Annotated in this window: 32 protein-coding genes; 15 read left to right on the plus strand and 17 right to left on the minus strand. The window is 72.3% G+C overall.

Features of this window, described 5'->3' with window-relative positions; all coding sequences use genetic code 11:
* Positions 1-6: 6 nt before the first annotated feature.
* A complete protein-coding gene (locus ACQ393_RS01755; protein ID WP_430645094.1) occupies positions 7-720 on the minus strand; it encodes a TetR/AcrR family transcriptional regulator in 714 nt (237 codons plus the stop codon).
* A 101-nt stretch (positions 721-821) separates the two neighbouring features.
* Here ACQ393_RS01755 and ACQ393_RS01760 point away from each other — a divergent pair, with 101 nt between their 5' ends.
* A complete protein-coding gene (locus ACQ393_RS01760) occupies positions 822-1,838 on the plus strand; it encodes an NAD(P)-dependent alcohol dehydrogenase (protein WP_430645095.1) in 1,017 nt (338 codons plus the stop codon).
* Between the two features lie 67 nt (positions 1,839-1,905).
* Here the strand turns inward: ACQ393_RS01760 and ACQ393_RS01765 are convergent, their stop codons facing one another.
* Positions 1,906-3,498: a PucR family transcriptional regulator gene (locus tag ACQ393_RS01765; protein ID WP_430645096.1), complete on the minus strand. Its 1,593-nt coding sequence runs from the start codon at positions 3,496-3,498 to the stop codon at positions 1,906-1,908.
* Positions 3,499-3,593: 95 nt separating this feature from the next.
* Here ACQ393_RS01765 and lysA point away from each other — a divergent pair, with 95 nt between their 5' ends.
* The 4 genes from lysA to ACQ393_RS01785 all read left to right on the plus strand — a co-directional run bounded on the left by lysA (position 3,594) and on the right by ACQ393_RS01785 (position 7,752).
* A complete protein-coding gene (gene lysA, locus ACQ393_RS01770; RefSeq protein WP_430645097.1) occupies positions 3,594-4,904 on the plus strand; it encodes a diaminopimelate decarboxylase in 1,311 nt (436 codons plus the stop codon).
* Between the two features lie 102 nt (positions 4,905-5,006).
* Entirely contained in the window at positions 5,007-5,957 is a 951-nt protein-coding gene (locus ACQ393_RS01775) for a transporter substrate-binding domain-containing protein (RefSeq protein WP_430645098.1), read from the plus strand.
* A complete protein-coding gene (locus ACQ393_RS01780) occupies positions 5,954-6,952 on the plus strand; it encodes an amino acid ABC transporter permease (RefSeq protein WP_430645099.1) in 999 nt (332 codons plus the stop codon). Before ACQ393_RS01775 ends, ACQ393_RS01780 begins: the two co-directional genes overlap by 4 nt.
* Positions 6,949-7,752, plus strand: a complete 804-nt coding sequence (locus ACQ393_RS01785) for an amino acid ABC transporter ATP-binding protein (RefSeq protein WP_430645100.1) — start codon at positions 6,949-6,951, stop codon at positions 7,750-7,752. Before ACQ393_RS01780 ends, ACQ393_RS01785 begins: the two co-directional genes overlap by 4 nt.
* A 66-nt stretch (positions 7,753-7,818) precedes the next feature.
* On the opposite strand, the gene ACQ393_RS01790 is transcribed toward ACQ393_RS01785, so the two are convergent.
* On the minus strand, positions 7,819-8,271 hold the full coding sequence (locus ACQ393_RS01790) for an Lrp/AsnC family transcriptional regulator (protein WP_430645101.1): 453 nt from the start codon (positions 8,269-8,271) through the stop codon (positions 7,819-7,821).
* 81 nt (positions 8,272-8,352) lie between these two features.
* On the opposite strand from ACQ393_RS01790, the gene ACQ393_RS01795 reads away from it, so the two are divergent.
* Positions 8,353-9,069, plus strand: coding sequence for a LysE family transporter (locus tag ACQ393_RS01795; RefSeq protein WP_430645102.1), 717 nt, complete (start codon positions 8,353-8,355; stop codon positions 9,067-9,069).
* Here ACQ393_RS01795 and ACQ393_RS01800 read toward each other — a convergent pair.
* Positions 9,056-9,964, minus strand: a complete 909-nt coding sequence (locus tag ACQ393_RS01800) for an SDR family oxidoreductase (RefSeq protein WP_430645103.1) — start codon at positions 9,962-9,964, stop codon at positions 9,056-9,058. The two genes, ACQ393_RS01795 and ACQ393_RS01800, sit on opposite strands and share 14 nt — an antisense overlap.
* A gap of 231 nt (positions 9,965-10,195) precedes the next feature.
* On the opposite strand from ACQ393_RS01800, the gene ACQ393_RS01805 reads away from it, so the two are divergent.
* Positions 10,196-10,618 carry a hypothetical protein gene (locus ACQ393_RS01805; RefSeq protein WP_430645104.1) on the plus strand — a complete coding sequence of 141 codons (423 nt, stop codon included), beginning with the start codon at positions 10,196-10,198 and terminating at the stop codon, positions 10,616-10,618.
* Between the two features lie 37 nt (positions 10,619-10,655).
* Positions 10,656-11,306, plus strand: a complete 651-nt coding sequence (locus ACQ393_RS01810) for a GyrI-like domain-containing protein (RefSeq protein WP_430645105.1) — start codon at positions 10,656-10,658, stop codon at positions 11,304-11,306.
* A gap of 165 nt (positions 11,307-11,471) precedes the next feature.
* Here the strand turns inward: ACQ393_RS01810 and ACQ393_RS01815 are convergent, their stop codons facing one another.
* Entirely contained in the window at positions 11,472-12,080 is a 609-nt protein-coding gene (locus tag ACQ393_RS01815) for an N-acetyltransferase family protein (RefSeq protein ID WP_430645106.1), read from the minus strand.
* Between the two features lie 143 nt (positions 12,081-12,223).
* Between ACQ393_RS01815 and ACQ393_RS01820 the strand changes: the two genes are divergently transcribed.
* Positions 12,224-13,087 (plus strand): alpha/beta hydrolase, encoded by an 864-nt coding sequence (locus ACQ393_RS01820; protein ID WP_430645107.1) that lies wholly within the window; start codon positions 12,224-12,226, stop codon positions 13,085-13,087.
* Positions 13,088-13,122: 35 nt separating this feature from the next.
* On the opposite strand, the gene ACQ393_RS01825 is transcribed toward ACQ393_RS01820, so the two are convergent.
* Positions 13,123-13,476 (minus strand): Fe-S protein, encoded by a 354-nt coding sequence (locus ACQ393_RS01825; protein WP_430645108.1) that lies wholly within the window; start codon positions 13,474-13,476, stop codon positions 13,123-13,125.
* Between the two features lie 122 nt (positions 13,477-13,598).
* Between ACQ393_RS01825 and ACQ393_RS01830 the strand changes: the two genes are divergently transcribed.
* Positions 13,599-14,321, plus strand: coding sequence for an SGNH/GDSL hydrolase family protein (locus ACQ393_RS01830; RefSeq protein ID WP_430645109.1), 723 nt, complete (start codon positions 13,599-13,601; stop codon positions 14,319-14,321).
* 108 nt (positions 14,322-14,429) lie between these two features.
* The gene (locus ACQ393_RS01835; protein WP_430645110.1) at positions 14,430-14,798 is read left to right on the plus strand and encodes a nuclear transport factor 2 family protein; all 369 of its coding nucleotides are present in this window, start codon (positions 14,430-14,432) and stop codon (positions 14,796-14,798) included.
* 27 nt (positions 14,799-14,825) lie between these two features.
* Here ACQ393_RS01835 and ACQ393_RS01840 read toward each other — a convergent pair whose 3' ends face one another.
* The gene (locus tag ACQ393_RS01840; RefSeq protein ID WP_430645111.1) at positions 14,826-15,053 is read right to left on the minus strand and encodes a hypothetical protein; all 228 of its coding nucleotides are present in this window, start codon (positions 15,051-15,053) and stop codon (positions 14,826-14,828) included.
* 114 nt (positions 15,054-15,167) lie between these two features.
* The gene (locus ACQ393_RS01845; protein WP_430645112.1) at positions 15,168-15,719 is read right to left on the minus strand and encodes a TetR/AcrR family transcriptional regulator; all 552 of its coding nucleotides are present in this window, start codon (positions 15,717-15,719) and stop codon (positions 15,168-15,170) included.
* A gap of 84 nt (positions 15,720-15,803) precedes the next feature.
* Here ACQ393_RS01845 and ACQ393_RS01850 point away from each other — a divergent pair, with 84 nt between their 5' ends.
* Positions 15,804-16,673, plus strand: a complete 870-nt coding sequence (locus ACQ393_RS01850) for an alpha/beta fold hydrolase (RefSeq protein ID WP_430645113.1) — start codon at positions 15,804-15,806, stop codon at positions 16,671-16,673.
* A gap of 72 nt (positions 16,674-16,745) precedes the next feature.
* Here ACQ393_RS01850 and ACQ393_RS01855 read toward each other — a convergent pair whose 3' ends face one another.
* The 4 genes from ACQ393_RS01855 to ACQ393_RS01870 form a co-directional block, all read right to left on the minus strand.
* Entirely contained in the window at positions 16,746-18,449 is a 1,704-nt protein-coding gene (locus tag ACQ393_RS01855; RefSeq protein ID WP_430645114.1) for an ABC1 kinase family protein, read from the minus strand.
* A 37-nt stretch (positions 18,450-18,486) separates the two neighbouring features.
* Positions 18,487-19,116, minus strand: a complete 630-nt coding sequence (locus ACQ393_RS01860) for a PadR family transcriptional regulator (protein ID WP_430645115.1) — start codon at positions 19,114-19,116, stop codon at positions 18,487-18,489.
* 121 nt (positions 19,117-19,237) lie between these two features.
* A complete protein-coding gene (locus ACQ393_RS01865; RefSeq protein WP_430645116.1) occupies positions 19,238-19,480 on the minus strand; it encodes a hypothetical protein in 243 nt (80 codons plus the stop codon).
* 228 nt (positions 19,481-19,708) lie between these two features.
* Positions 19,709-20,710: an EamA family transporter gene (locus ACQ393_RS01870; RefSeq protein WP_430645117.1), complete on the minus strand. Its 1,002-nt coding sequence runs from the start codon at positions 20,708-20,710 to the stop codon at positions 19,709-19,711.
* 72 nt (positions 20,711-20,782) lie between these two features.
* Here ACQ393_RS01870 and ACQ393_RS01875 point away from each other — a divergent pair, with 72 nt between their 5' ends.
* On the plus strand, positions 20,783-21,709 hold the full coding sequence (locus ACQ393_RS01875) for a LysR family transcriptional regulator (RefSeq protein WP_430645118.1): 927 nt from the start codon (positions 20,783-20,785) through the stop codon (positions 21,707-21,709).
* A 72-nt stretch (positions 21,710-21,781) separates the two neighbouring features.
* Here the strand turns inward: ACQ393_RS01875 and ACQ393_RS01880 are convergent, their stop codons facing one another.
* The 5 genes from ACQ393_RS01880 to ACQ393_RS01900 form a co-directional block, all read right to left on the minus strand.
* Positions 21,782-22,291: a hypothetical protein gene (locus ACQ393_RS01880; protein ID WP_430645119.1), complete on the minus strand. Its 510-nt coding sequence runs from the start codon at positions 22,289-22,291 to the stop codon at positions 21,782-21,784.
* Positions 22,292-22,454: 163 nt separating this feature from the next.
* Positions 22,455-23,180, minus strand: coding sequence for a hypothetical protein (locus ACQ393_RS01885; RefSeq protein WP_430645120.1), 726 nt, complete (start codon positions 23,178-23,180; stop codon positions 22,455-22,457).
* Positions 23,177-23,911, minus strand: a complete 735-nt coding sequence (locus tag ACQ393_RS01890) for a hypothetical protein (protein WP_430645121.1) — start codon at positions 23,909-23,911, stop codon at positions 23,177-23,179. The genes ACQ393_RS01885 and ACQ393_RS01890 overlap by 4 nt, the downstream gene beginning before the upstream one ends.
* Positions 23,908-24,270: a PadR family transcriptional regulator gene (locus ACQ393_RS01895; RefSeq protein ID WP_430645122.1), complete on the minus strand. Its 363-nt coding sequence runs from the start codon at positions 24,268-24,270 to the stop codon at positions 23,908-23,910. Before ACQ393_RS01895 ends, ACQ393_RS01890 begins: the two co-directional genes overlap by 4 nt.
* Before the next feature lie 29 nt (positions 24,271-24,299).
* Entirely contained in the window at positions 24,300-24,527 is a 228-nt protein-coding gene (locus ACQ393_RS01900) for a hypothetical protein (protein WP_430645123.1), read from the minus strand.
* A gap of 202 nt (positions 24,528-24,729) precedes the next feature.
* Between ACQ393_RS01900 and ACQ393_RS01905 the strand changes: the two genes are divergently transcribed.
* Together ACQ393_RS01905 and ACQ393_RS01910 are read left to right on the plus strand one after the other, a co-directional pair.
* The gene (locus ACQ393_RS01905) at positions 24,730-25,083 is read left to right on the plus strand and encodes an STAS/SEC14 domain-containing protein (RefSeq protein WP_430645124.1); all 354 of its coding nucleotides are present in this window, start codon (positions 24,730-24,732) and stop codon (positions 25,081-25,083) included.
* A gap of 51 nt (positions 25,084-25,134) precedes the next feature.
* The gene (locus tag ACQ393_RS01910) at positions 25,135-25,536 is read left to right on the plus strand and encodes an STAS domain-containing protein (RefSeq protein ID WP_430645125.1); all 402 of its coding nucleotides are present in this window, start codon (positions 25,135-25,137) and stop codon (positions 25,534-25,536) included.
* Positions 25,537-25,543: the final 7 nt, after the last annotated feature.

Here is a 25,543-nt window from a genome sequence, read left to right on the forward strand (position 1 = left end):
CACCGCCTACCCGGCGGCTTCGGCGACCCTCCGCCGCTCGATCCCCTCGAGCAGCAGGTCGATCCCGAACTCGAACTCGGTCTGGTCGTCGCACCAGCCGAGGGTCGACTCGGGGTCGACGTGGGCGACCTCGGCGAGCATCGCGGCGAGGTTCGGCGCGAACGACCGCATCTGCTCGAGCTGACCGGGCGGCGGCGCCTGCCCGTCGTCGGAGAGCTCCTGCACGTAGCCGTAGATGCGGTTGCCGATCGCGTGCAGCGAATGGTGGATGAGGTCGTGCGACATCCGGGCCTCGCGCATGATGCCGACGATGCCGTCGACGTGCCGCACCATCGCGGGCGAGAAGGACTTCCGCTGGTCGATGACGACGGGGGCCCACGGATGTCGCAGCAGCACGCGGCGCGCTCCGAGGATGCGGCCGCGGACTGCGGCGGACCAGTCCGCGGCATCCGCCTGCGCCCGGACCGCGCCCTGGTCGTGCGCTTCGGTCGCGACCTCGGTGAAGGTGAGCTCGATCACGCCGTCGAGGATCGCGCCCTTGTTGGGCAGGTGGTGGTAGATCGACATCGCCTCGACGCCGAGGGCGTCGGCGAGGGCGCGCATGGTGAGGGCGTCGAGGCCGTCGCGGTCGGCGAGGTCGGAGGCGGCCTGCAGCACGCGCTCGCGCGTGAGCGGTGTGCGCGGCGCTCGCGTCCGTGCTTCGGCCGCCCTGGTTCCCATTTCCTCACCTTACAACGTGAGGTTTCGTTCCCCGAGGTATGGACACGGCCGAGCCGACGACGTATCTTACGGCGTAAGACTTACAAAGTAAGGGAGCGATCATGACCACCACCGAGACCCTCACGATGCGCGCCGCGGTCATCGACCGGTTCGGCGGCCCCGACGTCGTCGCCGTGCTCGACCGGCCGCGCCCCGAGCCCTCCGACGACGAACTGCTCGTGCGCGTGCACGCGTCGACCGTGAGCATCGCCGACCATCGCCTGCGCACGCGCGAGGTCCCGCGCGGACTCGGCCCGGTCGTCGGCCCCGCGCTCGGGTTCCGCCGCCCGAAGCACGCGGTGCTCGGCATGGAGGCCGCTGGCGTCGTCGAGGTCGTCGGCTCCGCGGTGACGCGCTTCGTGCCCGGCGACGAGGTGATCCTGATGCGCGGTGCGCGCTTCGGATGCCACGCCGAGTTCGTCACGGTGCCCGAGGGCGGCGAGGTCGCGCGCAAGCCCGCGAACCTCTCCTTCGAGGAGGCCGCCGCCATCGTCTTCGGTGGCCACACCGCATTGCGCTACCTCGACCTCGTCGAGATCGGGCCGGGCAGCGAGGTGCTCGTGAACGGCGCCTCGGGTGCGGTCGGCACGGCCGTCGTGCAGCTCGCCGCGCGCCGCGGCGCGCGGGTGACCGCCGTGACGAGCGGGCGCAACGCCGAGCTCGTCCGCTCGCTGGGCGCCGCGCACGTCATCGACTACACCCGCGAGGACTTCGCGGCACGCGCCGCCGAGCCCGCCGGTGCCGCGCCCCGCTACGACGTGATCGTCGAGTGCGTCGGCAACGCGCCGTTCCGACGGGTCCGGCACCTCATCCGTCCGGGTGGCGCGCTGCTCCTCGTGATCGCCGACCTGCCCGGCATGATCGGCGCCGGGCTGTGGCCCCGTCGTCGAGGCATCCTCGTGAACCAGGCCGGTGGGTCGATGGGCGCCGAGGGGATGGCGCGGCTCACCGCGCTCGCCGAGGCCGGCGACCTTCGCCCGGTCATCGACCGCACCTACGACCTCGACGACATCGTCGAGGCGCATCGCTACGTCGACACGGGTCGGAAGCGCGGGAGCGTGGTGCTGCGGATCGCGTGACCTGCCTGGCCCGCCGACCTGCCTGGCCCCGTCCGACCCGCCTGACCCGTCCGACCCGCCGGGCCCGTCAGCGCGCCCGCAGTTGCAGCCACGCGGCGAGCCTCTGGTCGGCTCGCTCGAGTCGGATGCCATGCTCCTCGCTCGCTCGCCGCAGCCGATGGCGCACCGTGTTCTGGTGCACGCCGAGGTGGTCGGCCGTCTGCGCGACGTTGCCGAACGATTCGAGCCAGGTGAGGAGCGTCTCGGCCACGGGCAGGGTCGACTCGCGCTCGAAGAGCGCATCGATCGCGGGATCCCTGAGTTCGTCGTTGCCGGCCAGCAGTTCTGCGACGCGCGTGACCACGAGTCGTGGCCGGACGGAGTCGACGGTCACGATCCGCGGAGCACGCCCAGCGTCGTCGGCCGCGGCGACCTCGAGCAGGCGGTCGGCGAGGTCGTGGGCGCCGGCGACGTCGCCCGAGCGGTGCGCCGGGCCGACGACCGCGATCCGCACGCCGTCGCCGACGAGGCGATCGACGAGGGGCAGCATCGGCTCCGCGATCGTGACCGCCTCGTCCACGCTTCCGGCGGCGAACAAGGCGTAGACACGGCCGCGGTGGGCGACCGCGACGGTGTCGGGTCGGTGCAGCACGAGGTGGCGGATGACGGTCGAGCGGAGCTGCGCGACCGCGGTCGGTCCTGCGGCGGGCACGTCGAACGCGAGGAGCGCGGCACCGCGCTCCTCGGGGATGCCGAGCTCGGCGAACTCGGTGCCCGTCAGGTCGATGCCGGTGAGCAGCGTTCGCAGGCGATCCTCGCGCGGGCGCTGGTTCGTCGCGTGGGTGCGGAGGTCGTCGAGCAGGTGGGCTCCGGCGAGGGCGCTCGCGCGACGCATCCGCTCGTCCTGCTCATCGGTGATCGGCCCGTCGCCCGACGCGTCGATCGCCCAGATCGTGCCGAGCGGCAGCGCACCGGCGCGGATGGCGAAGGCGACGCGCGGCTCCTCGTCGCCGAGGCGGGGGTACTTGATCGGCCGGTCGGCGCGCAGCACGGTGCGGTACTGGTCGTCGTTGTACGGCGAGGCGGGAACCTGGCGCGCGAGGATCCCGTGCGTCCGCAGCTCGTCGATGAGCTGACCCGGCACCGACGAGTAGGCGAGGATGTTGCGGCTCAGGTCCTCGACCGCAACCGAGCCGCCGAAGTGCTCTGCGAGTTCGTTGGCGATCGCGAAGAGCGGTTCGGCGCCGCGGTCCTGCGGCCCGGCGAAGCCGGCGTCGGCCTCGCCGAGCAGGTGCGTGAGCTGCGCGTCGAGCAGGCGCCAGCTGATCCGGTCGGCGACCCGGAGGACCGCGAGCCCGCTCGACTCGGCGATCGCGGCCAGCGCCGGCACGCGGTCGGCGCTGCACTTCACCGCGAGGCCGACGGCGCCGCGATCGGCGGCGGAAGAGGCCAGAGCGGCGATGCGGGCCGTGCTGAGCGAGGCGGTCGACGGAGCGAGCAGCAGCGTGCCCGCGGCATCCGTCACCTCGTCGGCGATGTCGAGGAACTCGGTGCCCGTGACGGCCTCGTGCCCCGGGATGGGACCGAGCGCGGTCATCGTCGCCGGGCCGAGCTGGTCGACGAGCTCGGTGACCGTGACGCGCGGCACCACGGACGGAGATGGAGAGATCACTGCATCCATGCGGCAAAGCTATCCGATATCTCCAACCACAGGCGTGGTCGATCTTCCTAGGCTGGCCCCGCGACGGCGCACCAGGGCCTCGCGAAGGAGGAACGATGACCCCCAATCGGCCGGCCCCAGCGGGCACCCGCCTCGGCGAACTCTGGCGCATCCTGCCGGAGGAGGCGACCGCGACCGACGACGGCGTGCTCGAGATCGGCGGCGTCGCCGTCACCGAGCTCGCCGAGCGCTTCGGCACCCCGCTGCACGTCTACGACGAGGTGGGCCTGCGTCGCCAGATCCGCCGCTTCGTCGATGGGCTGCGCAGCCGCTGGCCGAACTCCGAGGTGCTCTTCGCGTCGAAGTCGCTGCCGGCGGTCGGCATGTACCGGATCGCGCAGGAGGAGGGCCTGTCGGTGGATGTCGCGGGCGGCGGTGAGCTGCGGCTCGCGCTCGCCGCGGGCGTCGACCCCGCGCGCATCCACATGCACGGCAACGCCAAGACCGACGCCGAACTGCGGATGGCGCTCGAGGCCGGCATCGACACGATCATCGTCGACAACGAGGACGAGCTGGATCGACTCGAGCGGCTGCTCGATCGACCGCAGAAGCTGCTGCTCAGAGTCATCCCCGGTGTCGAGGCGAAGACGCACGCGTCGCAGGCGACGGGCGGCGCGAGCTCGAAGTTCGGCCTCCCGCTCGACCAGGCCGAGCGTGCGATCGCCCGCATGCAGGCGCACCGGTTCATGCGCTTCGAGGGCGTGCACCTGCACATCGGCTCGCAGATCCTCGATACCGCCCAGTTCGCCGAGGCCGTCGCGAAGATCTCGTCGGTCGGCGCGTTCGGCACCTACGACGTCGGCGGCGGGCTCGGCATCGCGTACACGTACGACGAGCAGGCGCCGACCGTCGAGGACTACCTCGACGCCGTCGTGGCAGCCGCTCGCGCGAACCTCCCCGCCGACGCGCGAGTGCTCATCGAGCCCGGGCGTTCGATCGTGGGTCGGGCTGGGGTCACGCTCTACCGCACGACGACCGTGAAGCGCACGGGGCGCACGTTCGTCGCGGTCGACGGCGGCCTCGCCGACCAGATGGACATCGCGCTCACGCAGCAGCGCTACGAGGCGATCCTCGCCGACCGGCTGCTCGAGCCGTGGACCGAGACCGTGCAGGTCGTGGGCCGCCAGTGCGAGTCGGGCGACCTGCTCGTCGACGGCGCGGCGATGCCGCCCGCCCGCGTCGGCGACCTCGTCGTCATGCCCGCGACGGGCGCCTACGCGTACACGATGTCGAACAACTACAACGGGGCGCTGAAGCCCGCGATCGTCTTCGTGGCGGATGGCGCAGCGCGCCTCGTCGCGAGACGCGAGACCTACGACGACCTGCTCGCGACGCATGCGCCGGCGATGGCGCCCGCGTTCGCCTGAGCACGGAGCCATCCGCCCAGCCCGGCGGAGAGCCCGGCGGCCCTGCCCGCCGCCCCCGACCACCCCACCCCGAACGCCACACCCTCCAACGAAGGAGCCACCATGGCACTGCGCACCACCCTCACCACCACCGGACTGCTCGGCGCGACCGCGGTCCTCGCCTCGCTCGCGCTCACCGGATGCTCCGGCTTCGGCACGGCCGCGGCGGGCGCCGCCGACGCCGGCGGGCCGGACGTGCCCATCGGCGATGAGGTCTCGACGACCGCCGACCCCGAGATCGCGGCGCTGCTGCCCGCGGCGATCGTCGAGAAGGGGCACCTCGACATCGCCGTCGACATCCCCTTCCCCCCGATGGCGATGTACGACGACACGAACCGCGAGGTCGGCTTCGACCCCGAGCTCGCGCGACTGCTCGGCCAGAAGCTCGACATCGACGTCTCGATCAACAAGCAGGCGTTCGACTCGGTCATCCCCTCGCTGCAGGCGGGCAAGAACGACCTGATCCTGAGCGGAATGAACGACACCCCCGAGCGCCAGGAGACGCTGAATTTCGTCGACTACACGCATGGCGGGTTCGCGATCGTGGTCGAGGCGGGCAACGCCGCCGGCATCACGACGCAGTCCGACCTCTGCGGCCGGACGGTCGCGGTGCAGAAGGCGACCGTCCAGGGCGAGCTGCTCCGGGCGATGGAGTGCGGCTCGTCGCCCGTCGTCGTGACCGAGCTGCCGTCCGACCTCGACGCGCAGACCGCGCTCCGCGCGGGCAAGGCCGACGCCTACGTCTCCGATGCGGTCGTCGCCGAGTACGCCGCGGCGACGACCTCGGACGGCGAGGCATTCGACGTGGTCCGCGACCCGGAGAACCCGTCCGGCTTCGCGCCCGTCTACAGCGGCATCGGCATCCTGAAGGACGACGCCGAACTCACCGAGGCGATCCGACAGGCGTTCCAGGCGCTCATCGACGAGGGCGCGTACCAGCAGGTTCTCGACCGCAACAACATCGGCGCCTACGCGGTCGAGTCGGCCGAGCTGAACCGCGGGGCGGGATCGTGACGGCCGTCCGATCGGCGCCGACCGCGTCCGGGCCGGGCGGCCCGGCGGGGGCGACCGACGCGACGGACGACGACATCGTCGCCATCCCGCTCCGCCGCCCGTGGCGGTGGGTCGGCGCGGCAGCGGTCCTGCTGTTCGTCGCAGCCTTCGCGGCATCCGTCGCCACCAACCCGAACCTCGACTTCGACGCGATCGCGACGTTCCTCGTCGACCCCCGGATCCTCCAGGGCGTCGGGCTGACGCTCCTCATCACGTTCATCGCGATGGTCGTCTCGACGTTCCTCGCGATCGTGATCGCGGCGATGCGGCTCTCGTCCAACCCGGTCCTGACCTCGGTCGCCTGGTTCTACGTGTGGGCGTTCCGCGGCACGCCGCTCCTCGTGCAGATCGTGCTGTGGGGCTACCTCGGCCTGCTCTACGAGCAGGTCGCCATCGGGATCCCGTTCACCGACATCGTGTTCTGGTCCGTCGACACGAACCTGCTGATCAGCGCGTTCACCGCCGGCCTCCTCGCCCTCACGCTCAACCAGGCCGCGTACTCATCCGAGATCGTCCGGGCCGGCATGGTGTCGGTCGACGAGGGCCAGCGCGAGGCCGCGTACTCGCTCGGGATGTCGCCGCTGTACACGTTCCGGCGCGTGCTGCTGCCGCAGGCGATGCGGGTGATCATCCCGCCCATGGGCAACGAGACGATCTCGATGCTGAAGAACACGTCGCTGCTCTCGGTCATCGCGGTCCTCGAGCTCTACACGCAGGCGAGCGTCATCTCGTCGCAGAACCTCAAGCAGGTCGAGCTGCTCATCGTGGCGAGCCTCTGGTACCTGCTCATGACGAGCGTGCTCTCGATCCCGCAGTACTACCTCGAGCGACGGTACGGCCGCGGTGCGAGCCGCACGCTGCCGCCGACGCCGTTCCAGCGCCTGCGCCGCGCCATCGCGTCGCGTCGGCCCGCGCCGGACCCGGCGCCCGTGACCAAGGAGGTCGGAGTCGTATGACCATCACCGCCCCTGCGGCTGCCGCCGCCCGAACCGAGGCGCGTCCGCTCGTCGAGATCCGCCGGGTGCGCAAGAGCTTCGGCGCCCATCAGGTGCTCCGCGACATCTCGGTCGAGGTGCCGGAGGGCACCGTGACCGTGCTCCTCGGCCCGTCGGGCTCGGGCAAGTCGACGCTGCTGCGCTGCATCAACCACCTCGAGACCATCGACGGCGGCCGCATCATCGTCGACGGCGAGCTCATCGGGTACCGCCAGGCCGGGCACGCGACGCACGAGATGACGCCCGGGCAGATCGCCCGCCAGCGGCGCGGCATCGGCATGGTGTTCCAGCGCTTCAACCTGTTCCCGCACATGACCGCGCTCGAGAACATCACCGAGGCGCCGACGGGCGTCGCCGGTGTTCCGTCGGCGGCCGCGAAGGCGCGGGCGCTCGAGCTGCTTGACCGGGTCGGCCTCGCCGACTTCGCCCGCCACTACCCGGCGCAGCTCTCGGGCGGGCAGCAGCAGCGCGTCGCGATCGCGCGAGCGCTCGCGATGAGCCCGAAGCTCATGCTGTTCGACGAGCCGACGTCGGCGCTCGACCCCGAACTCGTCGGCGACGTGCTCGACGTCATGCGAGAGCTCGCGCGCGACGGCATGACGATGATCGTCGTGACGCACGAGATCGGCTTCGCCCGCGGGGTCGCGGACCAGGTCGTGTTCATGGACGGCGGCGTCGTCGTCGAGTCCGGCACCGCCGCAGCCGTCATCGACGCGCCGCAGCGGCAGCGGACGCGGAACTTCCTCGAGAGCGTGCGGTAGGGGTCGCGCGAGGTCGAGGGGGCGATCGGATGCCGCGGGGTGGGGGACCCCGCGGCATCCGCGTGTTCACACCGGCAGCGGCCGGTCGTCGACGATCGTCTTCATGACGAGCGTCGAGGCGACCCGGCGGGTGCCGGGCAGGGCCGAGAGCTTCTCGTCCCAGAGGCGCTGGTAGGCGGGCAGGTCGCGCACCGCGACGCGCAGCAGGTAGTCGGGGTCGCCGAAGAGGCGCAGCGCCTGGATCACCTCGGGGATCTCGGCGACGGCGGCATCGAACGCGGGAACGGTCGAGCGGTCGGTCTGCTCCATCGTCACGAACACGAGCGCGGTGAACCCGAGGCCGACGGTGTCTGGGTCGATGACCGCGCGGTAGCCCGTGATCGCGCCCGACTCCTCGAGTGCGCGCAGCCGGCGGTGCGTCGGCGACATGCTGAGCTGCACCCGCTCGGCGAGCTCGGTGAGGCTCAGGCGGCCGTCCTGCTGGAGCTCGGCAAGGATTCTCCGATCGATTGCGTCCATGGAGTGGATTCTTCCACGTGAGCGGCGTGCCGGGGTGGAATCGAGCAGCGGCTTCCACGCCGTCGTGCGTACGTTCATCCCATGGACGTGCAACTGCTCATCGCGTGCTCGGTGATGATGACCCTGATGGTGATCCTGCCCGGACCCGACTGGGCGTACCTCATCGCCGCGGGCACCCGCGAGCGCACGATCCTGCCCTCGCTCGCCGGCATCCTCCTCGGCTACCTCGCCGTCGTCGCGGCGGTCGCGGTCGGCGTCGGCGCCGTGGTCGCGGCGCTGCCGTGGTTCATCGTCGCGCTGACCCTCGCCGCGGCCGCGTACCTCACGTACCTCGGCGTCCGCGTGCTGCGCGAACCGCCGGTCGTGGCGGCGGTCGTCGCGACCGGGGCGCCGGACGGTGCCCCGGTCGAAGCCGCGACCGGCGCCCCGACCCCGGGGAACGCGATCGCCGGAAGCGACGCGCCGGCCGAGGCATCCGCTCGCCCCTGGGTGCGCCTGCTGCAGGGCGCCGGCGTCTCGGGGTTGAACCCGAAGGGCCTGCTCGTGCTCGTCGTGCTGCTGCCCCAGTTCACGGATGCCGCCGGCAGCTGGCCGATCCCGGTGCAGCTCGCGGTGCTCGGCCTCATCTTCGTCGCCGCGTGCGCCGCGGTGTACGCGGTCGTCGGGTACGGCGCGCGGAGCGTGCTGCGGTTCCGACCGTCGGCGATGCGCATCGTGTCGCGGGTCTCGGGTGCGGCCATGATCGTGCTCGCGGCGGTGCTCGTCGGCGAGCAGGTCGTGCACCTCATCGGAGGCTGAAGCCGCCGTCGCTCGTGATCACCTGCCCGGTGTTCCAGGCGCCGCTCGGCGTGGCGAGCCATCCGATCAGCTCGGCGACGTCGGTCGGCCGACCGACGCGGCCGAACGGCGTCGTCGCGAGGTGGGCCTCGAGCCCCTCCAGCGGGCGGTCGGCGGTCTCGGGGTCGAGGTAGCCGGTGTTCACGGGGCCCGGATCGATCGTGGTGAGCAGGATGCCGAGGTCGAGGAGCTCGGCGGCGACCGTCGCGGTGACGCCCGCGAGCGCCGCCTTGCTCGTGGCGTACGCGACCTCACCGCGCATCGGACCGTGGACCTGGCCGGAGGTCATCCAGATCACGCGTCCCTGCGGTTCGGTGAAGGGCGCATCACGGTGGATGCGCTCGCCGGGTCGGAGCGCAGCGGTGCTCGCGTCGGCGCGCCGCTCGGATCGCGCGCCGGCCCGCGCCGCGGGTCGCTTCGCGCGTGCGAACGCGGCGGTGAGCAGCAGCGTCGAGCGCGTGTTCACGTCCCAGAACGCGTCGAGCCGCTCTGGCGTCATGTCGAGGATGCCGCCGTCGCCGCCGCTCCTCGCGTGGTTGCAGACGAGGAGGTCGAGGTCGCCGGTGAGCCCGCGCGCGGCCTCGATCACGCGGGCCGGTTCGGCGGGGTCGGCGAGGTCGGCGTTGAGGTCGTCCATCGCGGCGCCGGGCGTGAGCGACGAGCGGATGCCGGCGCGCACCGCGTCGAGGTCGTCGCCGCCCCACGGCTGGTCGAGGTCGTGCGGGCGGAAGTGGTGGACGACGATGCTCGCGCCGAGCTCGGCGAGCTTCGTCGCGACGGCGTAGCCGATCCCGCGACGGCGGGAGACGCCGGTGACGAGCGCGGTGCGGCCGGCGAGGGGGAGGGGTGCATGCATGGTGAGCCTTTCGTGCGCGGAGCTGCGCTGGCTGCGCTGGGCGCGCTGGGCGCGCTGGGTGCGGAACGATGCGCCGTCTGGCGCGGCGCACTGGGGGCGCTGATTCGGGCGGACGGCGCGGTGTCGAGGAACGAGCGGAGGCGGCTCACCGGCATTGCATGTGCGCCACGCTAGCGCAACCTCCGGGTGATGGGGAGCCTCGGTCCAGCGCCGGACGCGTAACCTGACCCGGTGGATGCCTGCGCCGCCCTCGCCGACTCGATCGACCGCCTCGCCGCGCGCGGCCACTCGAACCGGCGCTTCCTGCGGGAGCTCGGCCGCGCCGCTGGCGTGCGTCGCGGGCCGTTGTGGGTGTTCGACGCGGCATCCGGCGGCCGCAACCACCTGCGCGGCCGCGGATTCCGGCGGCACGTCGACGACCGCACCGACGGGCAGGCGCGCCACTTCGCCGGCACCGTCGCCGTCGCCGCCCGCATCGGCGGCCCGCTGACCCGCTGGCTCACGACCGTCGCCCTGCGCGACCCGCCGGGTTCCGCCGACGGGCGTCTGAGCGACGAGGCGATCGAGTTCGCGCGCCTGGTGCGAACCGGTGAGCTGGCCCAGGCGGATGCCGCGGACTGGGTCCGCGATCGGCTCTGCCGCGCTGCGGGGTGAGCGCGGGCCCGTCACCGGGCGGGCGTAGCCTGCGGACATGGACGGCTCGAATCCGGATGGCGCGACGCCCGCCAAGTACGACGTCACGCGCGCGCATCGCGAGCTCTACGCGCCGTCGGCGAGGGACTTCGTGCTCGTCGACGTGCCCGAGATGCAGTACCTCGCGGTCGACGGTCGGGGCGATCCGAACATCGCGCCCGCCTACGCCGAGGCCGTCGAAGCGCTGTACGGCGTCGCGTACACCGTGAAGTTCGCGAGCAAGAGGGAGCTCGGGCGCGACGTCGCTGTCGCGCCGCTCGAGGGCCTCTGGTGGGCGGACGATCCGGCCGCATTCGCCGCGGACGACCGTGACGCCTGGAACTGGACGATGCTCATCTCCCAACCCGACTGGATCGACGAGCCCGCGGTCGCGGCGGCCGTCGAGGCGGTGCGCGCGAAGGGTCGCGGGTCGCCGTCGCTCGACGCGCTCCGCCTCACGACCATCACCGAGGGGCCGTCGGCGCAGATCCTGCACGTCGGCCCCTACGCCGCCGAGGCGCCGACGCTCGCCCGCCTGCACCACGAGTGGATGCCCGCGCACGGCCTCACCTTCAACGGCCCGCACCACGAGATCTACCTCGGCGATCCGCGGCGCTCCGCGCCCGAGAAGCTGAGGACGGTGCTGCGGCAGCCCGTTCGGCCCGCGTGACGCTCCGGCGCCGCCCGGCGCCGGACGCCGGGCGGCGGGCGGTCCGGCCGTCGACGGGAGGGAGGGCGTGATGCGCTCAGGCGATGACGAGAAGTTCGAGTATCCGGATGCCGCGGGATCGCCGCCGACCTCATCGCCGACGTCCGCCGACTCGGCGGTCGGCGGTCACGACCCGTCGAACTCGATCCGCATGACCGACCGGCGCGTCGTCGGCCGGAGCAGCTCGACGAACCCTGCGCCGACGAACAGCTCCGCCGTGCCGACGTGCAGCTCGTCGGAGATCGTGTTCGCCGGATCGATCGGGTACGCCTCGAGCGCCCGCGCGCCGCGCGACCGGGCGAAGTCGACCGCCGCCCGCGCGAGCGCGCTCGCGATGCCCTGCCGACGGCGGCCGCGCCGCGTCACGAAGCAGGTCACCGCCCACACCGAGGCATCCGCCGGGTCCTCGTCTCGCCCCTGCCATGGCACCTTCTGGTTGCGCACCATGCCGTGGTACGCAGGTCGTGGCTCGACCGCGCACCACCCGACGGGTTCGCCGTCGACGTAGGCGATGAGGCCGGATGTCTCGGGCGCGCCGGGTTCGCCCGCGTGCGTCTGCTCACGCAGGCGCGTCGAGCGCTCCTCGGCGGGGAAGTTCGCGAACGCCTCGCCCCGGTGCAGCTTGTAGCGCTGGCACCAGCACTGCCGCGAGGCGCCCACGCTGCCGAGCACCGCCTCGAGGTCGGCCCACGGCGCCTCGTTCGCCGGAACGCAGACGATGCCGTCGGGATCCATGGGGCGAGTCTGTCGTGTCCCCGTCGCGTCCGCGAGCCCCGGGCGGCGGAGGAACGGGTCTCGCCGACGCGGTCGTGAGGTCCTACGCTGGGCGCAGCATCGGCCTGGCGTCAGTGCTCGGCCGTCTCCCGAGAGGATGAGACATGAGCGACGAGCGCCCCACGCTGGCGGGTTGGGAACAGGACGAGATCGAACGGGCGAACGCATCCGATCGCACGCCCGTGGTGTTCGTCCACGGACTCTGGCTGCTCTCCAGCAGCTGGGCGCCGTGGCGCGAGTTCTTCGAGGACAACGGGTTCGTCACGCTGGCACCCGGATGGCCGGACGACCCCGCCACCGTCGCGGAGGCGCGCGAGCACCCCGAGGCGTTCGCGAGGAAGATGGTCCAGCAGGTCACCGACCACTACCTCGCCGCGATCGCCGCGCTCGACCGGAGTCCCGTCGTGATCGGCCATTCCTTCGGCGGGCTCATCGCGCAGAAGATCGCCGGCGAGGGCGTCGCCGCGGTCACCGTGTCGATCGACAACGCGCCGTTCAAGGGCGTACTCCCGCTGCCGGCGTCGTCGCTGAAGTCCGCCGCGCCGGTGCTCGGGAACCCCGCGAACGCGGGCCGAGGGGTGTCGCTGACCTGGGAGCAGTTCCAGTACGCGTGGGTCAATGCGCTCAGCGAGGAGGAGGGACGCCGGCTGTACGACGAGTTCCACGTCCCGGCCGCCGGCGTGCCGCTGTTCCAGGCGGCGTTCGCGAACTTCAACCCCTTCGGCGGCGAGACCCAGGTCGACTCGAAGAACCCGGAGCGCGGCCCGTTGCTCATCATCGGCGGCGAGCAGGACCGCACGGTGCCGCCCGCCATCACCCACGCGAGCTACAAGATCCAGGCCAAGCACAATCCGGGGGTGACCGAGGAGATCACGATCCCCGACCGCGGTCACTCGCTGACCATCGATTCCGGATGGCGCGAGGTCGCCGACGAGGCGCTCGCATTCGTGCAGCGCTTCGTCGAGTAGCCGTCCGGACGACGGACGAACGAGTCAGCGCGCGATCAGCGCCAGAGCACCGCGATGGCGGCGTTCGCGAACGTCAGGATCCCGATCGACCAGAAGATCCCCGCGGGCACCGAGCCCGTCTTCCGCTGACGGCCCGCCCCGATGCCGAGCAGTGCGCCGATGACGACGAGGATCACGAGCTTCGTGCCGATCTTGGCGTAGTTCAGGTCGTACTCGATGCCCCACGGCGCGGCGAGGGCGAGTCCGGCGACGCCCGCGATGGCGAGACCCCAGTGCATGAGGCGGGTGATGCCGCGCTTGCCGTTGACCAGTTCGACGACCCAGGCGCCGAAGAGCACGGCGAAGCCGACGAGGTGGATGAGCACGACCAGGTGGCGGAGGAATTCCATGCGGGTCACGCTATCGCGCCGGGAGTGCCGCCGCATCGGACGCGGCACGCGATTCGGTCCGAGCGGCCGCCGGACGCCCGGGACGCTGGTCGCGCGGTCGCGGTCGTGATGGGATGGCGGACATGACCTCGCCCCGAGGTGCCGTCGCCGCGATCACCACGTCCCGAGCCGGCCGGCGGCGCGCGGGCACGCTGGTCGCGATCGTGGCCGGTGCGGCCGTCCTCGTCGGATGCTCCGCTCCGGCCGGTCCCGCTCCCGATCGCGTTCCCGGCCGCACCGCTGCGGCCGAGCCATCCGCCACCGCCGTCTCGCGCGGCACCTTCGCCGCGGTCGGCGATTCGATCACCGACGCCGACAGTCCCGACTTCGCCGCCGGCGACCTCGGTCCCGGATCGTGGGCGACGTACGTGGTCGCCGACGGCGTCGAGTTCGCGGGCGGCTGGGCCGAGTGGGGCGCGACGACCGAGCAGATGGCCGCGTCGGTCGCGCCCGTCGAGGCGGACGCGCTCGTGGTGCTCGCCGGAACCAACGACCTCGCGTTCGGCATCTCCTTCGAGGTGTCGGCGGCGAACCTCGACCGCATCGTCCGCACCGTCGGCATCGACGACGTGCTCGTCGCCTCGATCCCGCCCTTCACCGCCGTCCCGGCTGCCGCCGAGGCGTACAACGCGAGCCTCGAGGAGCTGGCCGACGACCGAGGCTGGCGCTTCGTCGATGCCTCGGCCGGCCTGCGCACGGCCGACGGGCGCTTCGCCGAGGGCATGAGCTCGGATGGGCTGCACCCGTCCGAGGCGGGTGCGCGCGTGCTCGGCGAGGCGATCGGCGCGGCGCTGCGCGAGGACTGAGTGCCGGCGCGCCATCCGACCGTCGACCCTTGACGCCGACGCCCGGCGGGACGAGGGTGATCTCGTCAACCGCGATGGCGCGGGATGCCGCGCGAGGGAGCGAGCCCCATGGAGACCATGACCGACCTCACCACCGAGCAGATCGCCAGGGCGTTCTCGGGGCACCGATTCGAGGTGGCCCTGCCGCATCTCGCGGACGACGTGATCTGGACCTCCGTCGGCGGCGGCCCCCTCGTCGGCCGGAAGGCGGTCGCGAAGGCGATCGAGCGCACGGCCGCCGACCTCGCCGATGTGACCACGGAGTTCCAGCGCTTCCGATCGGTGGTGGGTGAGGAGAGCGTCGTGGTCGACAGCCTCGCCCGCTACACCGACGCGAACGGCGAGGTGTCGGTCGTCGCGTCGTGCGACGTCTTCGACTTCGCGGCCGACGGGCGGATCACCGAGATCGTCTCGTACATGATCGAGCTGCCGACCTGAGGAACCGAAGCGCGGCGGTCGGCCCGCCTACCATGCCGTCATGACTGCGGACGAGCTGACGTTCCACACCACGATCGGCGTCGACATCAAGGGCGAAACGTGGAGTTGCGTCGAGATTCCGGGGTGTCGCCGAACGCGAAGGTCCAGGATCGCCGAGACCTCGCCATCCGCTTTCGGGCAGTGCTCGACGCCGCGGGGGACGACGAAGACGTCCCCCGGCCCCAACTCCACGTCGCCGTCGCGCAGCTGGATCACCAGCCCCGCCCGAGAGCACCATGAACAGCTCGTCGGTGCCGGGGTGCGACGAAGGCCGCCGGGCACTCGCCCGCGTGGGTCCCGGCCCGACTCACGCCATCGCGGCGAGCGCCCTCACGCCGTCGCGGCGAGCGCCCTCACGGCTCGCTCGACGACCGGGCGCACGTCGAGCTGCGGGTCGACGGTGAGGCGGTGCAGGATCAGGCCATCGCCGAGCGCCATGAGCGCGCGCGCCGCTGGGCGCGGGTCGGGGATGCCGGCGGCGGTGACGAGTCGGTCGGCCCACTGCTCGAATTCGCGGCGCTGGCGGTGCAGTGGCGCGAGGAGCTCGTCGTCGGCGCCGAGCTCGAGGAACAGCGCGAACCGGGCACGTGTCCGCACGGCGAACGGGCCGGTCTGTGCGAGCAAGACTGCGCTGAGTCCCTCGATGATCGACTCGGGCGTCGGCTCGTCGAACAGCGTGGGGGAGAGATCGGCGCGCTCGAGGTCGGCCATCCGGTCGATGATCCCGGCGAGCAGCGCCCGCCGGGTGCGGAACCAGTTCGAGGTCGATCCGGGAGGCAGTCCCGCCCGGGCGTCCACCCGGGCGTGACTGAGTGCGCGCACGCCCTCCGAGCCGAGCAGCTGCACCGCCGCCTCGAGCGCTCGTTCCCTCGTCCCCGGCATGGACACCGTCCCATCTCGCACCTACTATGTACCTAGTGGCTCCACTATGAAACGAGTATCCGCTGCTGCGGAGGGGGTTCCCCGATGGACACGCCGATGCCCGAGGCATCCGGATTCGAGCACCTGACCATCACGACCACGGGTCTCGCGTCGCACGTCGCGGTCGTCGGCGAGGGCGATCCCGTCGTCATGCTCCACGGCTTCCCGCAGCACTGGTGGCAGTGGCGCGAGATCGGCCCGCGGCTCGCGGAGCAGGGCTATCGGGTGATCTGTCCCGACCTGCGCGGTGCCGGGTGGACCGTCGCCGAGAGTCCGCGGATCGAGCGCGAGACCCGCGTGCGCGACCTCGTCGCGATCCTCGATGCGATGGACCTCGACCGCGTGCGGCTCGTCGGTCACGACATGGGTGCGATCACCGCGATGCAGCTCGCCTACGCCGACCCCGATCGGGTCGAAGCGCTCGTCTGGCTCGCCGCTCCGCCGCCCTTCATGTCGTTCAGCCCCAAGATGCTGGGCGCGCTTCGCCACCTTCCGCCGCTCGTATGGCACCGGCCCGGCCGCTCGTTCGCGTACCTCTTCGGCCCGGCGTACGCGGCCCGGCCACTCGCACCGGGCGCGGTCGAGGCGTACCTGGCGCCGATGCGACGCCCGGAGATCGACGGCGCCGTGCGCCCGCTCTACCGCGGGATGGTGCTGCCGGAGGCGATGCGCATCGCCAGGGGCGCCTACACCGCGCAGCGCCTGCGCCCGCCGACGCTCTGCGCGTTCGGCCGCCTCGACGGCGCGTACACCGAGGACGACCTGCGACGGCTCAGCGGCGACCCGGCCCGCTACGCCGATCGCTTCGAGTTCGCGTTCATCGACGGGGCGTCGCACTTCATCACGGATGACGCGCCAGAGGCGGTCTCGGACGCGATCCTCGTGCACTTCGTCGGCGCGGATGCCGCGACCTGACGGCGGGTGCACGGGGCCGTCGGCGAGCGCGTCCGGCGTGGTTCCTCGGGTGATCGCCGGCGGCGCCTCCGATCACCCCGCCCCGCGCCGCCCGAACGCCCCGGCGAACACCGCGTGCAGCAGCGGGACGGCCGACACCCAGAGCAGGATCGCGCCCCAGACCGGTTCGTCGACCCTGAGCAGGATGCCGCCGAGGAACAGCCCGACGAAGACCACCGCCGAGACGATCCGGCCGGCGGTGCGCTCGAGGCGCGACATCCGTTGCTCGATACGGGGTGAGTTCGCGACGAGCCGGCCCTGCTCGATGCGGTCGACGACCTGGTCGAGTCGCCCGGGCAGTCGCCAGACGGTGCCGGCCACCGACAGCGCCTCCCTGCCGAACGCCCGCGCGACGTTGCCCTGTTCGGAGCGGAGCAGCTGGGCGGCGTAGGGCTCCACGGCGTCCCAGATGTTGAACTGCGGGTCGAGGGAGCTGCACATGCCCGAGGTCAGCGACATGGCGCGGATGATGAGCAGGAAGTTCTCGGGCAGCTGGAACGGCAGGGTGCGCATGACATCGCCGAACTCGATCGCGAACCGGCGGAACTCGCGCTCGTCGACCTGGGCGAGCTCGGCGAAGCCCATGCCGCCGAAGCGGGCGAAGAGCTCGGTCATGGCGCGCTCGAGTTCCGCGGTCTCGGCGGTCGGCAGCAGGAACCCGACGCTGCGGAAGCTCGCGACGAGCCGCTTCCCGTCGCGCGCGGCGACCGCGATCATCAGCTGCTGCAGCGCCTGCCGCAGCCCGTCGGGCACCTGGCCCATCATCCCGAAGTCGATGAACGTGAGCTGCCAGTCGGGCGAGGTCCCGGCCTGCGCGGGCCCCGAGGCATCCGGGGTGACGAAGATGTTCCCGGGGTGCGGGTCGGCGTGGAAGTAGCCGTCGCGGAAGAGCTGGTCGAACATGACCGCCGCGAACCGGTTCGCGACGTCCTTCGGGTCGATGCCGGCCGCGATGAGGCCGGCGCGGTCGTTGATCTTGATCGCCGTGACGTCGGCGAGGGTGAGCACCCGGCGCGTGGTGCGCTCCCAGACGACCTCGGGGGCGGCGACGCGCGGGTCGTCGGTGAAGCTCGCGGCGAAGCGTTCGGCGTTCTGCGCCTCGTGCAGGTAGTCGATCTCCTCGAGGCTGGTGGTCGCGAACTCCTCGACGAGCGCGGGCAGGTCGACCCGGTTCGAGACGAACCGCACGCGGTCGAGCCATCCGGCGACGCGGCGCAGCGCTCTCAGGTCGACGTCGACGACGAGCTCGATGCCGGGCCGCTGCACCTTGACGACGGCGTCGTCGTAGCCCATGTCGGCGGCGTCGATGGGGGAGAGGCGGGCGCGGTGCGCCTGGCCGAGGGATGCCGCGGCCACCGGGGTCGGGTCGAACGACGCGTACGCGCGGTCGAGGGGCATGCCGAGCTCGGCCTCCGCGAGGCGGCGGATGTCGTCGAACGGGACGGGGGGCACCTCGTCCTGCAGCCCGGCGAGCTCGCGGGTGATCTCGGGCGGCAGCACGTCGAGACGCGAGGAGAGGTACTGGCCGACCTTGATCATGAGGCCGCCGAGGTCGACGGCGAGCGCGTGGAAGCGTTCCGCGATGCGCGTCAGCCGCGCGGTGCGTCCGCGTGCCGCGACGCCGGCCAGGCCGAAGCGGGGCAGCACGAGTTCGTACCACCACGTCTGGACGATGTACCGCGCCGCGAACCGCAGGATGCGTCGGTAGCGGGCGCGCATGTTCCCCACATCGGGCATCCTGCCTGCCGGATGCCGACGTGTCGAGGGCACTCGGTCAGCCCTGGGCGAGGATCGAGTAGATGCGGCGGCGCGCGTCCTGCAGGACCTCGACGGCCTGCTCGACCTGTTCGGGGGTGCCGCTGCGACCGACCTGCGCGGCAGCCTGCGCGAGCTCGATGCCCGCCTTGGGCAGCGCGCCCGACATGCCGAAGTCGCGTCCGCGCCCGCCGAAGCCGCCGCTGCCGCCCTCGCCGCTGCTGCCAGCCGAGGTGGGCCAGGGTGTGCGTTCCGCGGATGCCTCGGCCTCGACCGTGCCCGCATCGGTGAGCGTGTACGTCTTGCGGCCGCCCTCCTCTTCGGCGGTGATGAGGCCCTCGTCGGCGAGGAGCTGCAGCGTCGGATAGACCGAGCCCGCGCTCGGCTTCCAGGCGCCGCCGGACCGGTCGGCGATCTCGTTGATGATCTGGTAGCCGTGCATCGGCTTCTCTGCGAGCAGCGCGAGCACGGCGGCGCGGACGTCGCCCTTGCCCATGCGCGGTGCGACCTTCTGCTCGAACATGCCGCGCAGTTCCTGCATGGCATCCCAGATGCCCTGGCCGGGGTTGCCGCCGCCCCAGTTGCCCCTGCCCCAATTGCCCGAGCCGCCGCCGAAGCCGCCGCCCGTGTAGGAACCTGAATCGCTCATGATGACCTCCCTGAAACCGGGGCCCTGATCGGGTCTCGCGATATGTCAACGATATATCGCTGAGTGTGATGCATGGTCGTGAGTTGGCTGTGAACCGGGGCCGCGCTCCGCACGGGCAGGGTTACGCCGCCGCCTGGTCGTCGCGGAGTTCGAAGCGTGCTCGCCCGCCGAGTCGCGGGGTCTGTTCGGGGTCGATGTGCGGTGGCGGGATGAACCACACGGCGGTCGGGTTTGCGTGGATGTGCCATCCGTCGCGGTGGATCATGTGGTGGCAGAAGGCCCAGACCGCGCGCAGCGCGGCGACATCACGCGCCAGCGCATCGAGCGCGCCGAGCGGATGCGGCGGGGTCGGCGGGTGTTCCATACTTCGATCCTGCACCCACCCACCGACATTCGAGCGGGGCTGAAATATGCGATGATCTGCGGATTCACCTGTGGATGACGCGCCGCTACAGAGGTCTGTGGAGGACGAGTCGACGAGTTCCGGGGCGCGGCGGGCCGCGCCGGCACGCCCTCTGGTTGACCCCGAGGGCGCATCGCTCGCGGCCCGCTGCCCGGACCGGATGCGGCACCGCCGACCTCCGGCCGGATCTCACCTCGCCCGCGGCCCGGCCGCCTCCACCGCGGAACTCGAACCCCCGGCCCCGACCGCAGCCTCAGCACCCCCAGCCCCGCCCGTAGCCTCGACACCCGGAGCCCCGCCCCGACCTCGCCGCGCCTTCCCCCGCCGCCCCGGCGCGTTCGCCACGAGCACCCCCGCCACGAGCACCGCCCCGCCGACCGTCTCCCACGGGTTCGGCACCTGCCCGAGCAGCAGCGCCGCCGAGGCCATCGCGACGACCGGCGCGAGCAGCACCCACGGCACGACCGACGCCGAGCGGTTCCGCGCGAGCAGGCCGTTGAAGATCGCGTAGCCGACGAGCGTGCAGAGCCCCGCGGTGTAGAGCGTCGACAGCGCGGGGCGCCAGCCGAACGCCGCGATGCCCGCTGCGATCGCCGATGGGCCCTCGATGAGCGCCGACAGCCCGAGCGCGGGCAGCGGCACGACGAGCGACGACCACACCGTGAGCGAGAGCGCCCCGAACCGCCGTGCGGGCGCGACCGGGCCGGCCCGGCGCGCCACGACGTTGCCGATCGCCCAGGAGAGCGCCGCGAGCAGGCACAGCACGACCGCGAGCGCGGGTGCGTCGCCGCCGCGTCCGACCGCGACGACCCCCAGCCCGACCGTGCCGAGCAGCACGCCCGCGGCCTGCAGCCGCGTCGGCCGCTCGCGCAGCGCGAGCGCGGCGACCAGGATCGTGAGCACGACCTGCGCCTGCAGCAGCAGCGCGGCGATGCCCGGCTGCAGCCCGAGCGCGATGGACGTGTAGAGGAGCGCGAACTGGCCGAGGCTCATGAAGAGGCCGACGCCGACGACGGTCTTCCAGCTTCCGAGCGGCCGCGGCACGACGACGACGGCCAGGGCGACGACCGCGAACCGCACCGCGACGAAGAACAGCGGCGGGATGCCGTCCATGCCCCAGTCGATGACGACGAAGTTGAAGCCCCACATCGTCGCCACCAGGGCCGCCAGCAGCATGTCGCGTCTCGTCACGGGTCAAGGTTCGCCCGCGGTATCCGGAAACACCAGCGACCATTTCTGCTCATGAATCGGTAGCATCACTGCATGATCGATCTCGAGGCCGTCGTCGCGTTGCGCGCGGTCGCCACCAACGGCAGCGTCGCGGCCGCCGCCGACGCCCTCGGCTTCACGCCGTCGGCGGTGTCGCAGCAGATCAAGCGACTCGAGCGCGGCACCCGGGTCGCGCTGCTCGAGCGGGCCGGTCGCGGGGTGGTGCTGACGGATGCCGGTCGCCACCTCGTCACCTCGTCGGCGAGCGTGCTCGCCGACCTCGAGCGCATCGAGGCCGACCTGCACCTCACGGGCGATTCCGAGGGGCCGGATGCCGCGGCCGCGCGCCGCGTCACCGGCGAAGTGCGCATCGGCGCGTTCTCGACCGCGGTCCGCGGCCTGCTCACCGCCGTGCTCGCCACGCTGCAGGACGAACACCCCGACCTGCGCGTTCCCCTGCGCGAGAGCGAACCGTGGGAGACCGTCGCGCTCGTGGCATCCGGCCAGCGCGACCTCGGCATCGTCCACCGGTGGGGCGGCGTCGCCCTCGCGATGCCCGAGCACCTCATCGAGACGCCGCTGTTCACGGATGTCGCGGACGTGATCCTGCGCCGTGAGCACCCGCTCGCGGGCCGCACCGAGCTGACGCCCGCCGAGCTCACCGACGAGCGCTGGATCGCGACGTTCGACTCGACCATCTGCCGACAGTGGCTGCGCCGCCTCTTCGACGGCGTCGCGAACGCGCCCCGCATCGTGCACGAGTCGATGGAGTTCGAGAACCATCTCGAGCTCGTCCGCGCGGGCCTCGGCGTCGCGCTCGTGCCGCGCCTCGGCCGGTCGGCGCTGCCCGACGACCTCGTGGCGATCCCGACCGCGGAACCGGCGTCCGTCCGCGGGGTGTCGGCCGTCCACCGCCGCAGTCAGGCGGCGTCGCCGGCGCTCCAGACGGTGCTCGACGCGGTCCGGGACGCGGTGCGGTAGCCGCGGCGCGGCGCGGTCGCCGGGCTCGGCAGGCGCCGGACCGCCGGCCTCCGCTCCCGCGCCTCCGGGACGCTATTCCTGCATGGGCGACACGTCGACGTCGATCTGCCCGAACACGGTGCCCTCGAAGAAGAACGGCCCCGTGCCGTCCCACGACTCGAGCGAGATGCCCGCGAACGAGATCTGCGTGATCACCGTCCAGGCGAGCACGAACACGACGATGCCGACGACCGCGCGATCGAGGCGACGGATGGCGTCCGGCTGATCGACCGCGTGGCGGAGCACGCGGCCGATCGTGACGAACACCACGATCGCGATCACCGCGAACGCGAAGCCGGACGGCTCGAGCGTCACCGTGACGCATGACGGCGCGACATCCGTCGGCTGACCGGACGCGTCGAGGTAGCCGCCGTCGCCGGTGAACCCGCCGGGGCAGGTCGACTTCCCGGCCCCGCCGATCAGGCTGTACGCGAACGCGGCGCCGATCGCCCACCCGACCAGCCGGCGCACCCGCTGCAGCACCGCCGCGCCGGGAAGCGTCGAGAGCGCCGCGCTCCGCGGCAGGGACACGGTCTCGGGCATGCGGGCCTCCGCGGGGTAGGGGTGCGGCCATGGTGGCAGCGCGCGGGGGCGCGGCGCAAGAGGCGATGAGCGGATGCCGCGGGGCGGGCGCCGTCCCGGTCGGGGCGCACGGGACGATGGGGCGAATGACGCGTGGCGGCCGCGTCGCGACCGTCGCGCCGGCCTAGTTCGCGTCGTCCATTCCGGTGTAGTGCACGGATGCCCCGTGGCATCCGGCCTGCGTCCAGTCGTAGGCGTCGCCGAGCGGCTGGTCGTCGGCGCCCCAGAACGCCTCCCGCCACTCGGGACTCCGGGACTCGTTGAAGGCGTCGAGCTCGTCGAGCACCGCCATGGTGTCGCCGCCTTCCCACGTCTGCCACACGGGGATGAACGCGGCCCTGAACCCCTGCTCGGCCATGCACGCGGCGTCGAGGTGGCTCTGCATCAGGATCGTCTCGACATCGATCTGCCACTCCTCGACGAACTCCGCCGACGGCCTCGGGATGAGGTCGAGGTCGGAGGTCTCGTCGTACACGGTGTAGCCGAGGATGGTGGCGATGCCGCCCGGGGCCGGTTCGACCTCATCGTCGGCCGAAGCGGATGCCTCGCCCGCGGCGGATGCCGGAGCCGGCGTCGCACTCTGATCGGGCCCGGTCGTCGCGGGCGGCGGGTCGGTCGCAGCCCCGACCGCGAGCGGCGACGCGACCGGCGGCGCCGTGGCCGCGGCAGACAGCTCGTCGAACTCGGTGATCTCGGCGACGGCCGCTGCCGTGAGCGCCGCACCGGTTCCGATGGCGATCGCCACTCCGACGGCGCCGACGAGGAGTGCGACGCGGCGCCGCGGCATCCGTCGCTGCTGTCGTCGGCCTTCACGCTCACGCTCGTCGTCGAGCAGGTCCTGCAGGTTCATCGGGATTCCTCTCCGAGGCGCGCGCCCTCGACGGTCGGGGCGACGACCGAGCGCGACGGGCTTGCCCACTGGGCGGCGGCGGCGATGCAGAGGATCGCGACGCCGGTGCCGATGGCGTAGGCGGCCGGTTCGAGCCACGGCACCCCGTTGATCACGAGGAGCGCGGTCGCGCTGAGGTAGTAGAGCGCCTCGACGCTCCGCGCGAAGATCAGGAGGCCGGTGACGGCGAGCACCGCCGCACCCCAGTGCCGCGTGCGTCGATGCCAGAGCAGCGCGGTCGCGATGAGCGCGACCGCGCCGAGGGCGATGGTGAGCGCGACGGAGTTCGGGACCCAACTGATGTCGTCGATCAGGAGTGCGCGCACCTGGCGGGCCGTGATGAACGCACCGACCGCGACCTGGACGATGCCGATGACCGCCACCGCGGCGAGCAGCAGCCCGTCGGCGCGCGGCAGGCTGAACCGGATGCCCTCGCGGCCGGTGAGCTGCGCGCGCCGCCAGCCGAGGTCGGCCGGGATGCCGCGCAGCATCCGCGCTCGGATCGACCGCGCCGTGGCGCGCTGACTGATGTCCGCCTCGGTCGCCCAGACCGCCTGCTCGTGCAGGTCGGAGAGGATCTCGTGCTGCCGGTCGGCCGCGACGAGGGGGTCGAGCCCGCCCGTGTACCGCAGCGTCCAGTGCAGTGTGGCCCGCGCGGCGCGTTCGACCGCGCGGTCGTCCCGGCCGGTCATGCGAGCGCCTCGCCGGTCACGGTGCCGCGCTGCACGGTGCCGCGCTGCTCGCCGCGTGCGGCGGCGCGAAACGCTGCCTCACCGGCCCCGGTCACGCGGTAGAGGCGGCGACGCGGCCGCCCCTCGGCCTCGGCGAGCTCGGGCGCTTCCCACTCGGATTCGAGCAGCCCCGCCGCAGCCATGCGGTTCAGGGCGCGGTAGAGCGTGCCGTGGGAGACCAACGCGGACCCGTCTCGTTCGGCGAGCGTTCGGGCGAGTGCGAATCCGAAGAACGACCCCTCGCGCGGCTGGATGGTGAGGCCCGCATCGAGGATCGCGAGCTCGATCGGGAGGAGCACTCCGGGGCGTCGTCGCGGCATGGTCGTCACTATACGCACCTATGTGCGCATTAATCCAGAGGCTCGGGGATGGCGAATCTCTCGAAGTCGAACCGTCGCCGCGCCACGTGCGACCGGCTCGCGATCGGCACCAACGGCACAGATGCCGATAGCACCGTGCTGCCCAGGCCGAAGCGCTCGATGGCAGGGGCGGATGTCTCGAAGTCGAACCGTCGCCAGTCGGCACCGCTCATCCGGCCCACATCCTCGCCGTAGAGCTCAACGGTCAGCTCAGGCATCGGCCGGGTCCTCGCGGTCGCTGCGGGATGCGAATTCACTACGTTTTCGTAGTCAACCGTCGCGACGACGTTTTCGTAGTCGACGGACGTCGTTGACCGCCGTGGCTCCAGCCCTCGGCACGCTCCCGGGACCTACGCCCCCTCGACGCCGACGCTCTCACACGCGAGGCTGGCGGGGAAGGCGACAGAACGGAGCACCCTGATGACGATCACCAAGTCCGACCGCGGCACCGGCGACACCCTCGGGTTCATCGTGTCCGGCGACGTGACGAAGGCCGACTACGACGTGCTGACCCCGGCGGTCGAGGCCGCCGTCGCGGAGCACGGCTCGGTGAAGCTCATGCTCGACCTCACCGACTTCCGGTGGGAGAAGGTCGGCGCGTGGGGTGCCGATCTCCATTTCGGTCACGAGTTCCACGAGAAGGTCGCGCGCATGGCGATCGTCGGCCACAAGAAGTGGGAGGAGCGCCTCGCCCATCTCGCCTCCCCGTTCTACGCTCGGGAGGCGGCGTACTTCGAAGACCCGGATGCCGCGTGGGCGTGGTTGCGCAGTTGAGCTGATGCCCGACTTCGGGTGCGCCGCGTCGTGGTCGCCGACGACGGCCGGATGCGCGAGACCGACCCACCCGACCGCGTCGCCGGTGGCGAGGTCCTCGTGCTCCAGCCGTACGGCAGCCTGTTCTTCGCGAGCGCCCCGACCCTCGAGCGCCAGCTGCCCGCCGTCACGTCGGAGTCGCGCGCCGCGGTCGTGATCGTGCGGCTCCGCGGAACCGACCAGATCGGCCTGGCCCACATCGAGGTGCTGCGCCGCTACGTGCGCCGCCTCGATGGCGTCGGCGCCTCGCTCGGGCTCGTGGTCAGCGAGCAACGCGTGTTCGACCAGATCGTCGCGAGCGGCATCCTCGCCGACCTCGGCGAGGAGCACCTCTACCGCGGGAGCGAGTGGGTGGGCGAGGCCCTGCGGCGCGCCGTGGCCGACGGCGAGGAGTGGGCCCAGGCGCGGGCCTGAGGGCTCG

The sequence above is a fragment of the Agromyces sp. GXS1127 genome (assembly GCF_050565425.1).
Classification (GTDB): Bacteria; Actinomycetota; Actinomycetes; order Actinomycetales; family Microbacteriaceae; genus Agromyces.

Bases quoted from the DNA above. Each gene is read 5' to 3' on its own strand.
- ACQ393_RS01755 (WP_430645094.1), bottom strand. From the start codon at position 720: ATGGGAACCAGGGCGGCCGAAGCACGGACGCGAGCGCCGCGCACACCG.
- ACQ393_RS01760 (WP_430645095.1), top strand. From the start codon at position 822: ATGACCACCACCGAGACCCTCACGATGCGCGCCGCGGTCATCGACCGG.
- ACQ393_RS01765 (WP_430645096.1), bottom strand. From the start codon at position 3,498: ATGGATGCAGTGATCTCTCCATCTCCGTCCGTGGTGCCGCGCGTCACG.
- lysA (WP_430645097.1), top strand. From the start codon at position 3,594: ATGACCCCCAATCGGCCGGCCCCAGCGGGCACCCGCCTCGGCGAACTC.
- ACQ393_RS01775 (WP_430645098.1), top strand. From the start codon at position 5,007: ATGGCACTGCGCACCACCCTCACCACCACCGGACTGCTCGGCGCGACC.
- ACQ393_RS01785 (WP_430645100.1), top strand. From the start codon at position 6,949: ATGACCATCACCGCCCCTGCGGCTGCCGCCGCCCGAACCGAGGCGCGT.
- ACQ393_RS01790 (WP_430645101.1), bottom strand. From the start codon at position 8,271: ATGGACGCAATCGATCGGAGAATCCTTGCCGAGCTCCAGCAGGACGGC.
- ACQ393_RS01795 (WP_430645102.1), top strand. From the start codon at position 8,353: ATGGACGTGCAACTGCTCATCGCGTGCTCGGTGATGATGACCCTGATG.
- ACQ393_RS01800 (WP_430645103.1), bottom strand. From the start codon at position 9,964: ATGCATGCACCCCTCCCCCTCGCCGGCCGCACCGCGCTCGTCACCGGC.
- ACQ393_RS01810 (WP_430645105.1), top strand. From the start codon at position 10,656: ATGGACGGCTCGAATCCGGATGGCGCGACGCCCGCCAAGTACGACGTC.
- ACQ393_RS01815 (WP_430645106.1), bottom strand. From the start codon at position 12,080: ATGGATCCCGACGGCATCGTCTGCGTTCCGGCGAACGAGGCGCCGTGG.
- ACQ393_RS01820 (WP_430645107.1), top strand. From the start codon at position 12,224: ATGAGCGACGAGCGCCCCACGCTGGCGGGTTGGGAACAGGACGAGATC.
- ACQ393_RS01825 (WP_430645108.1), bottom strand. From the start codon at position 13,476: ATGGAATTCCTCCGCCACCTGGTCGTGCTCATCCACCTCGTCGGCTTC.
- ACQ393_RS01830 (WP_430645109.1), top strand. From the start codon at position 13,599: ATGACCTCGCCCCGAGGTGCCGTCGCCGCGATCACCACGTCCCGAGCC.
- ACQ393_RS01835 (WP_430645110.1), top strand. From the start codon at position 14,430: ATGGAGACCATGACCGACCTCACCACCGAGCAGATCGCCAGGGCGTTC.
- ACQ393_RS01845 (WP_430645112.1), bottom strand. From the start codon at position 15,719: ATGCCGGGGACGAGGGAACGAGCGCTCGAGGCGGCGGTGCAGCTGCTC.
- ACQ393_RS01850 (WP_430645113.1), top strand. From the start codon at position 15,804: ATGGACACGCCGATGCCCGAGGCATCCGGATTCGAGCACCTGACCATC.
- ACQ393_RS01855 (WP_430645114.1), bottom strand. From the start codon at position 18,449: ATGCCCGATGTGGGGAACATGCGCGCCCGCTACCGACGCATCCTGCGG.
- ACQ393_RS01860 (WP_430645115.1), bottom strand. From the start codon at position 19,116: ATGAGCGATTCAGGTTCCTACACGGGCGGCGGCTTCGGCGGCGGCTCG.
- ACQ393_RS01865 (WP_430645116.1), bottom strand. From the start codon at position 19,480: ATGGAACACCCGCCGACCCCGCCGCATCCGCTCGGCGCGCTCGATGCG.
- ACQ393_RS01875 (WP_430645118.1), top strand. From the start codon at position 20,783: ATGATCGATCTCGAGGCCGTCGTCGCGTTGCGCGCGGTCGCCACCAAC.
- ACQ393_RS01880 (WP_430645119.1), bottom strand. From the start codon at position 22,291: ATGCCCGAGACCGTGTCCCTGCCGCGGAGCGCGGCGCTCTCGACGCTT.
- ACQ393_RS01885 (WP_430645120.1), bottom strand. From the start codon at position 23,180: ATGAACCTGCAGGACCTGCTCGACGACGAGCGTGAGCGTGAAGGCCGA.
- ACQ393_RS01890 (WP_430645121.1), bottom strand. From the start codon at position 23,911: ATGACCGGCCGGGACGACCGCGCGGTCGAACGCGCCGCGCGGGCCACA.
- ACQ393_RS01895 (WP_430645122.1), bottom strand. From the start codon at position 24,270: ATGCCGCGACGACGCCCCGGAGTGCTCCTCCCGATCGAGCTCGCGATC.
- ACQ393_RS01900 (WP_430645123.1), bottom strand. From the start codon at position 24,527: ATGCCTGAGCTGACCGTTGAGCTCTACGGCGAGGATGTGGGCCGGATG.
- ACQ393_RS01905 (WP_430645124.1), top strand. From the start codon at position 24,730: ATGACGATCACCAAGTCCGACCGCGGCACCGGCGACACCCTCGGGTTC.
- ACQ393_RS01910 (WP_430645125.1), top strand. From the start codon at position 25,135: ATGCGCGAGACCGACCCACCCGACCGCGTCGCCGGTGGCGAGGTCCTC.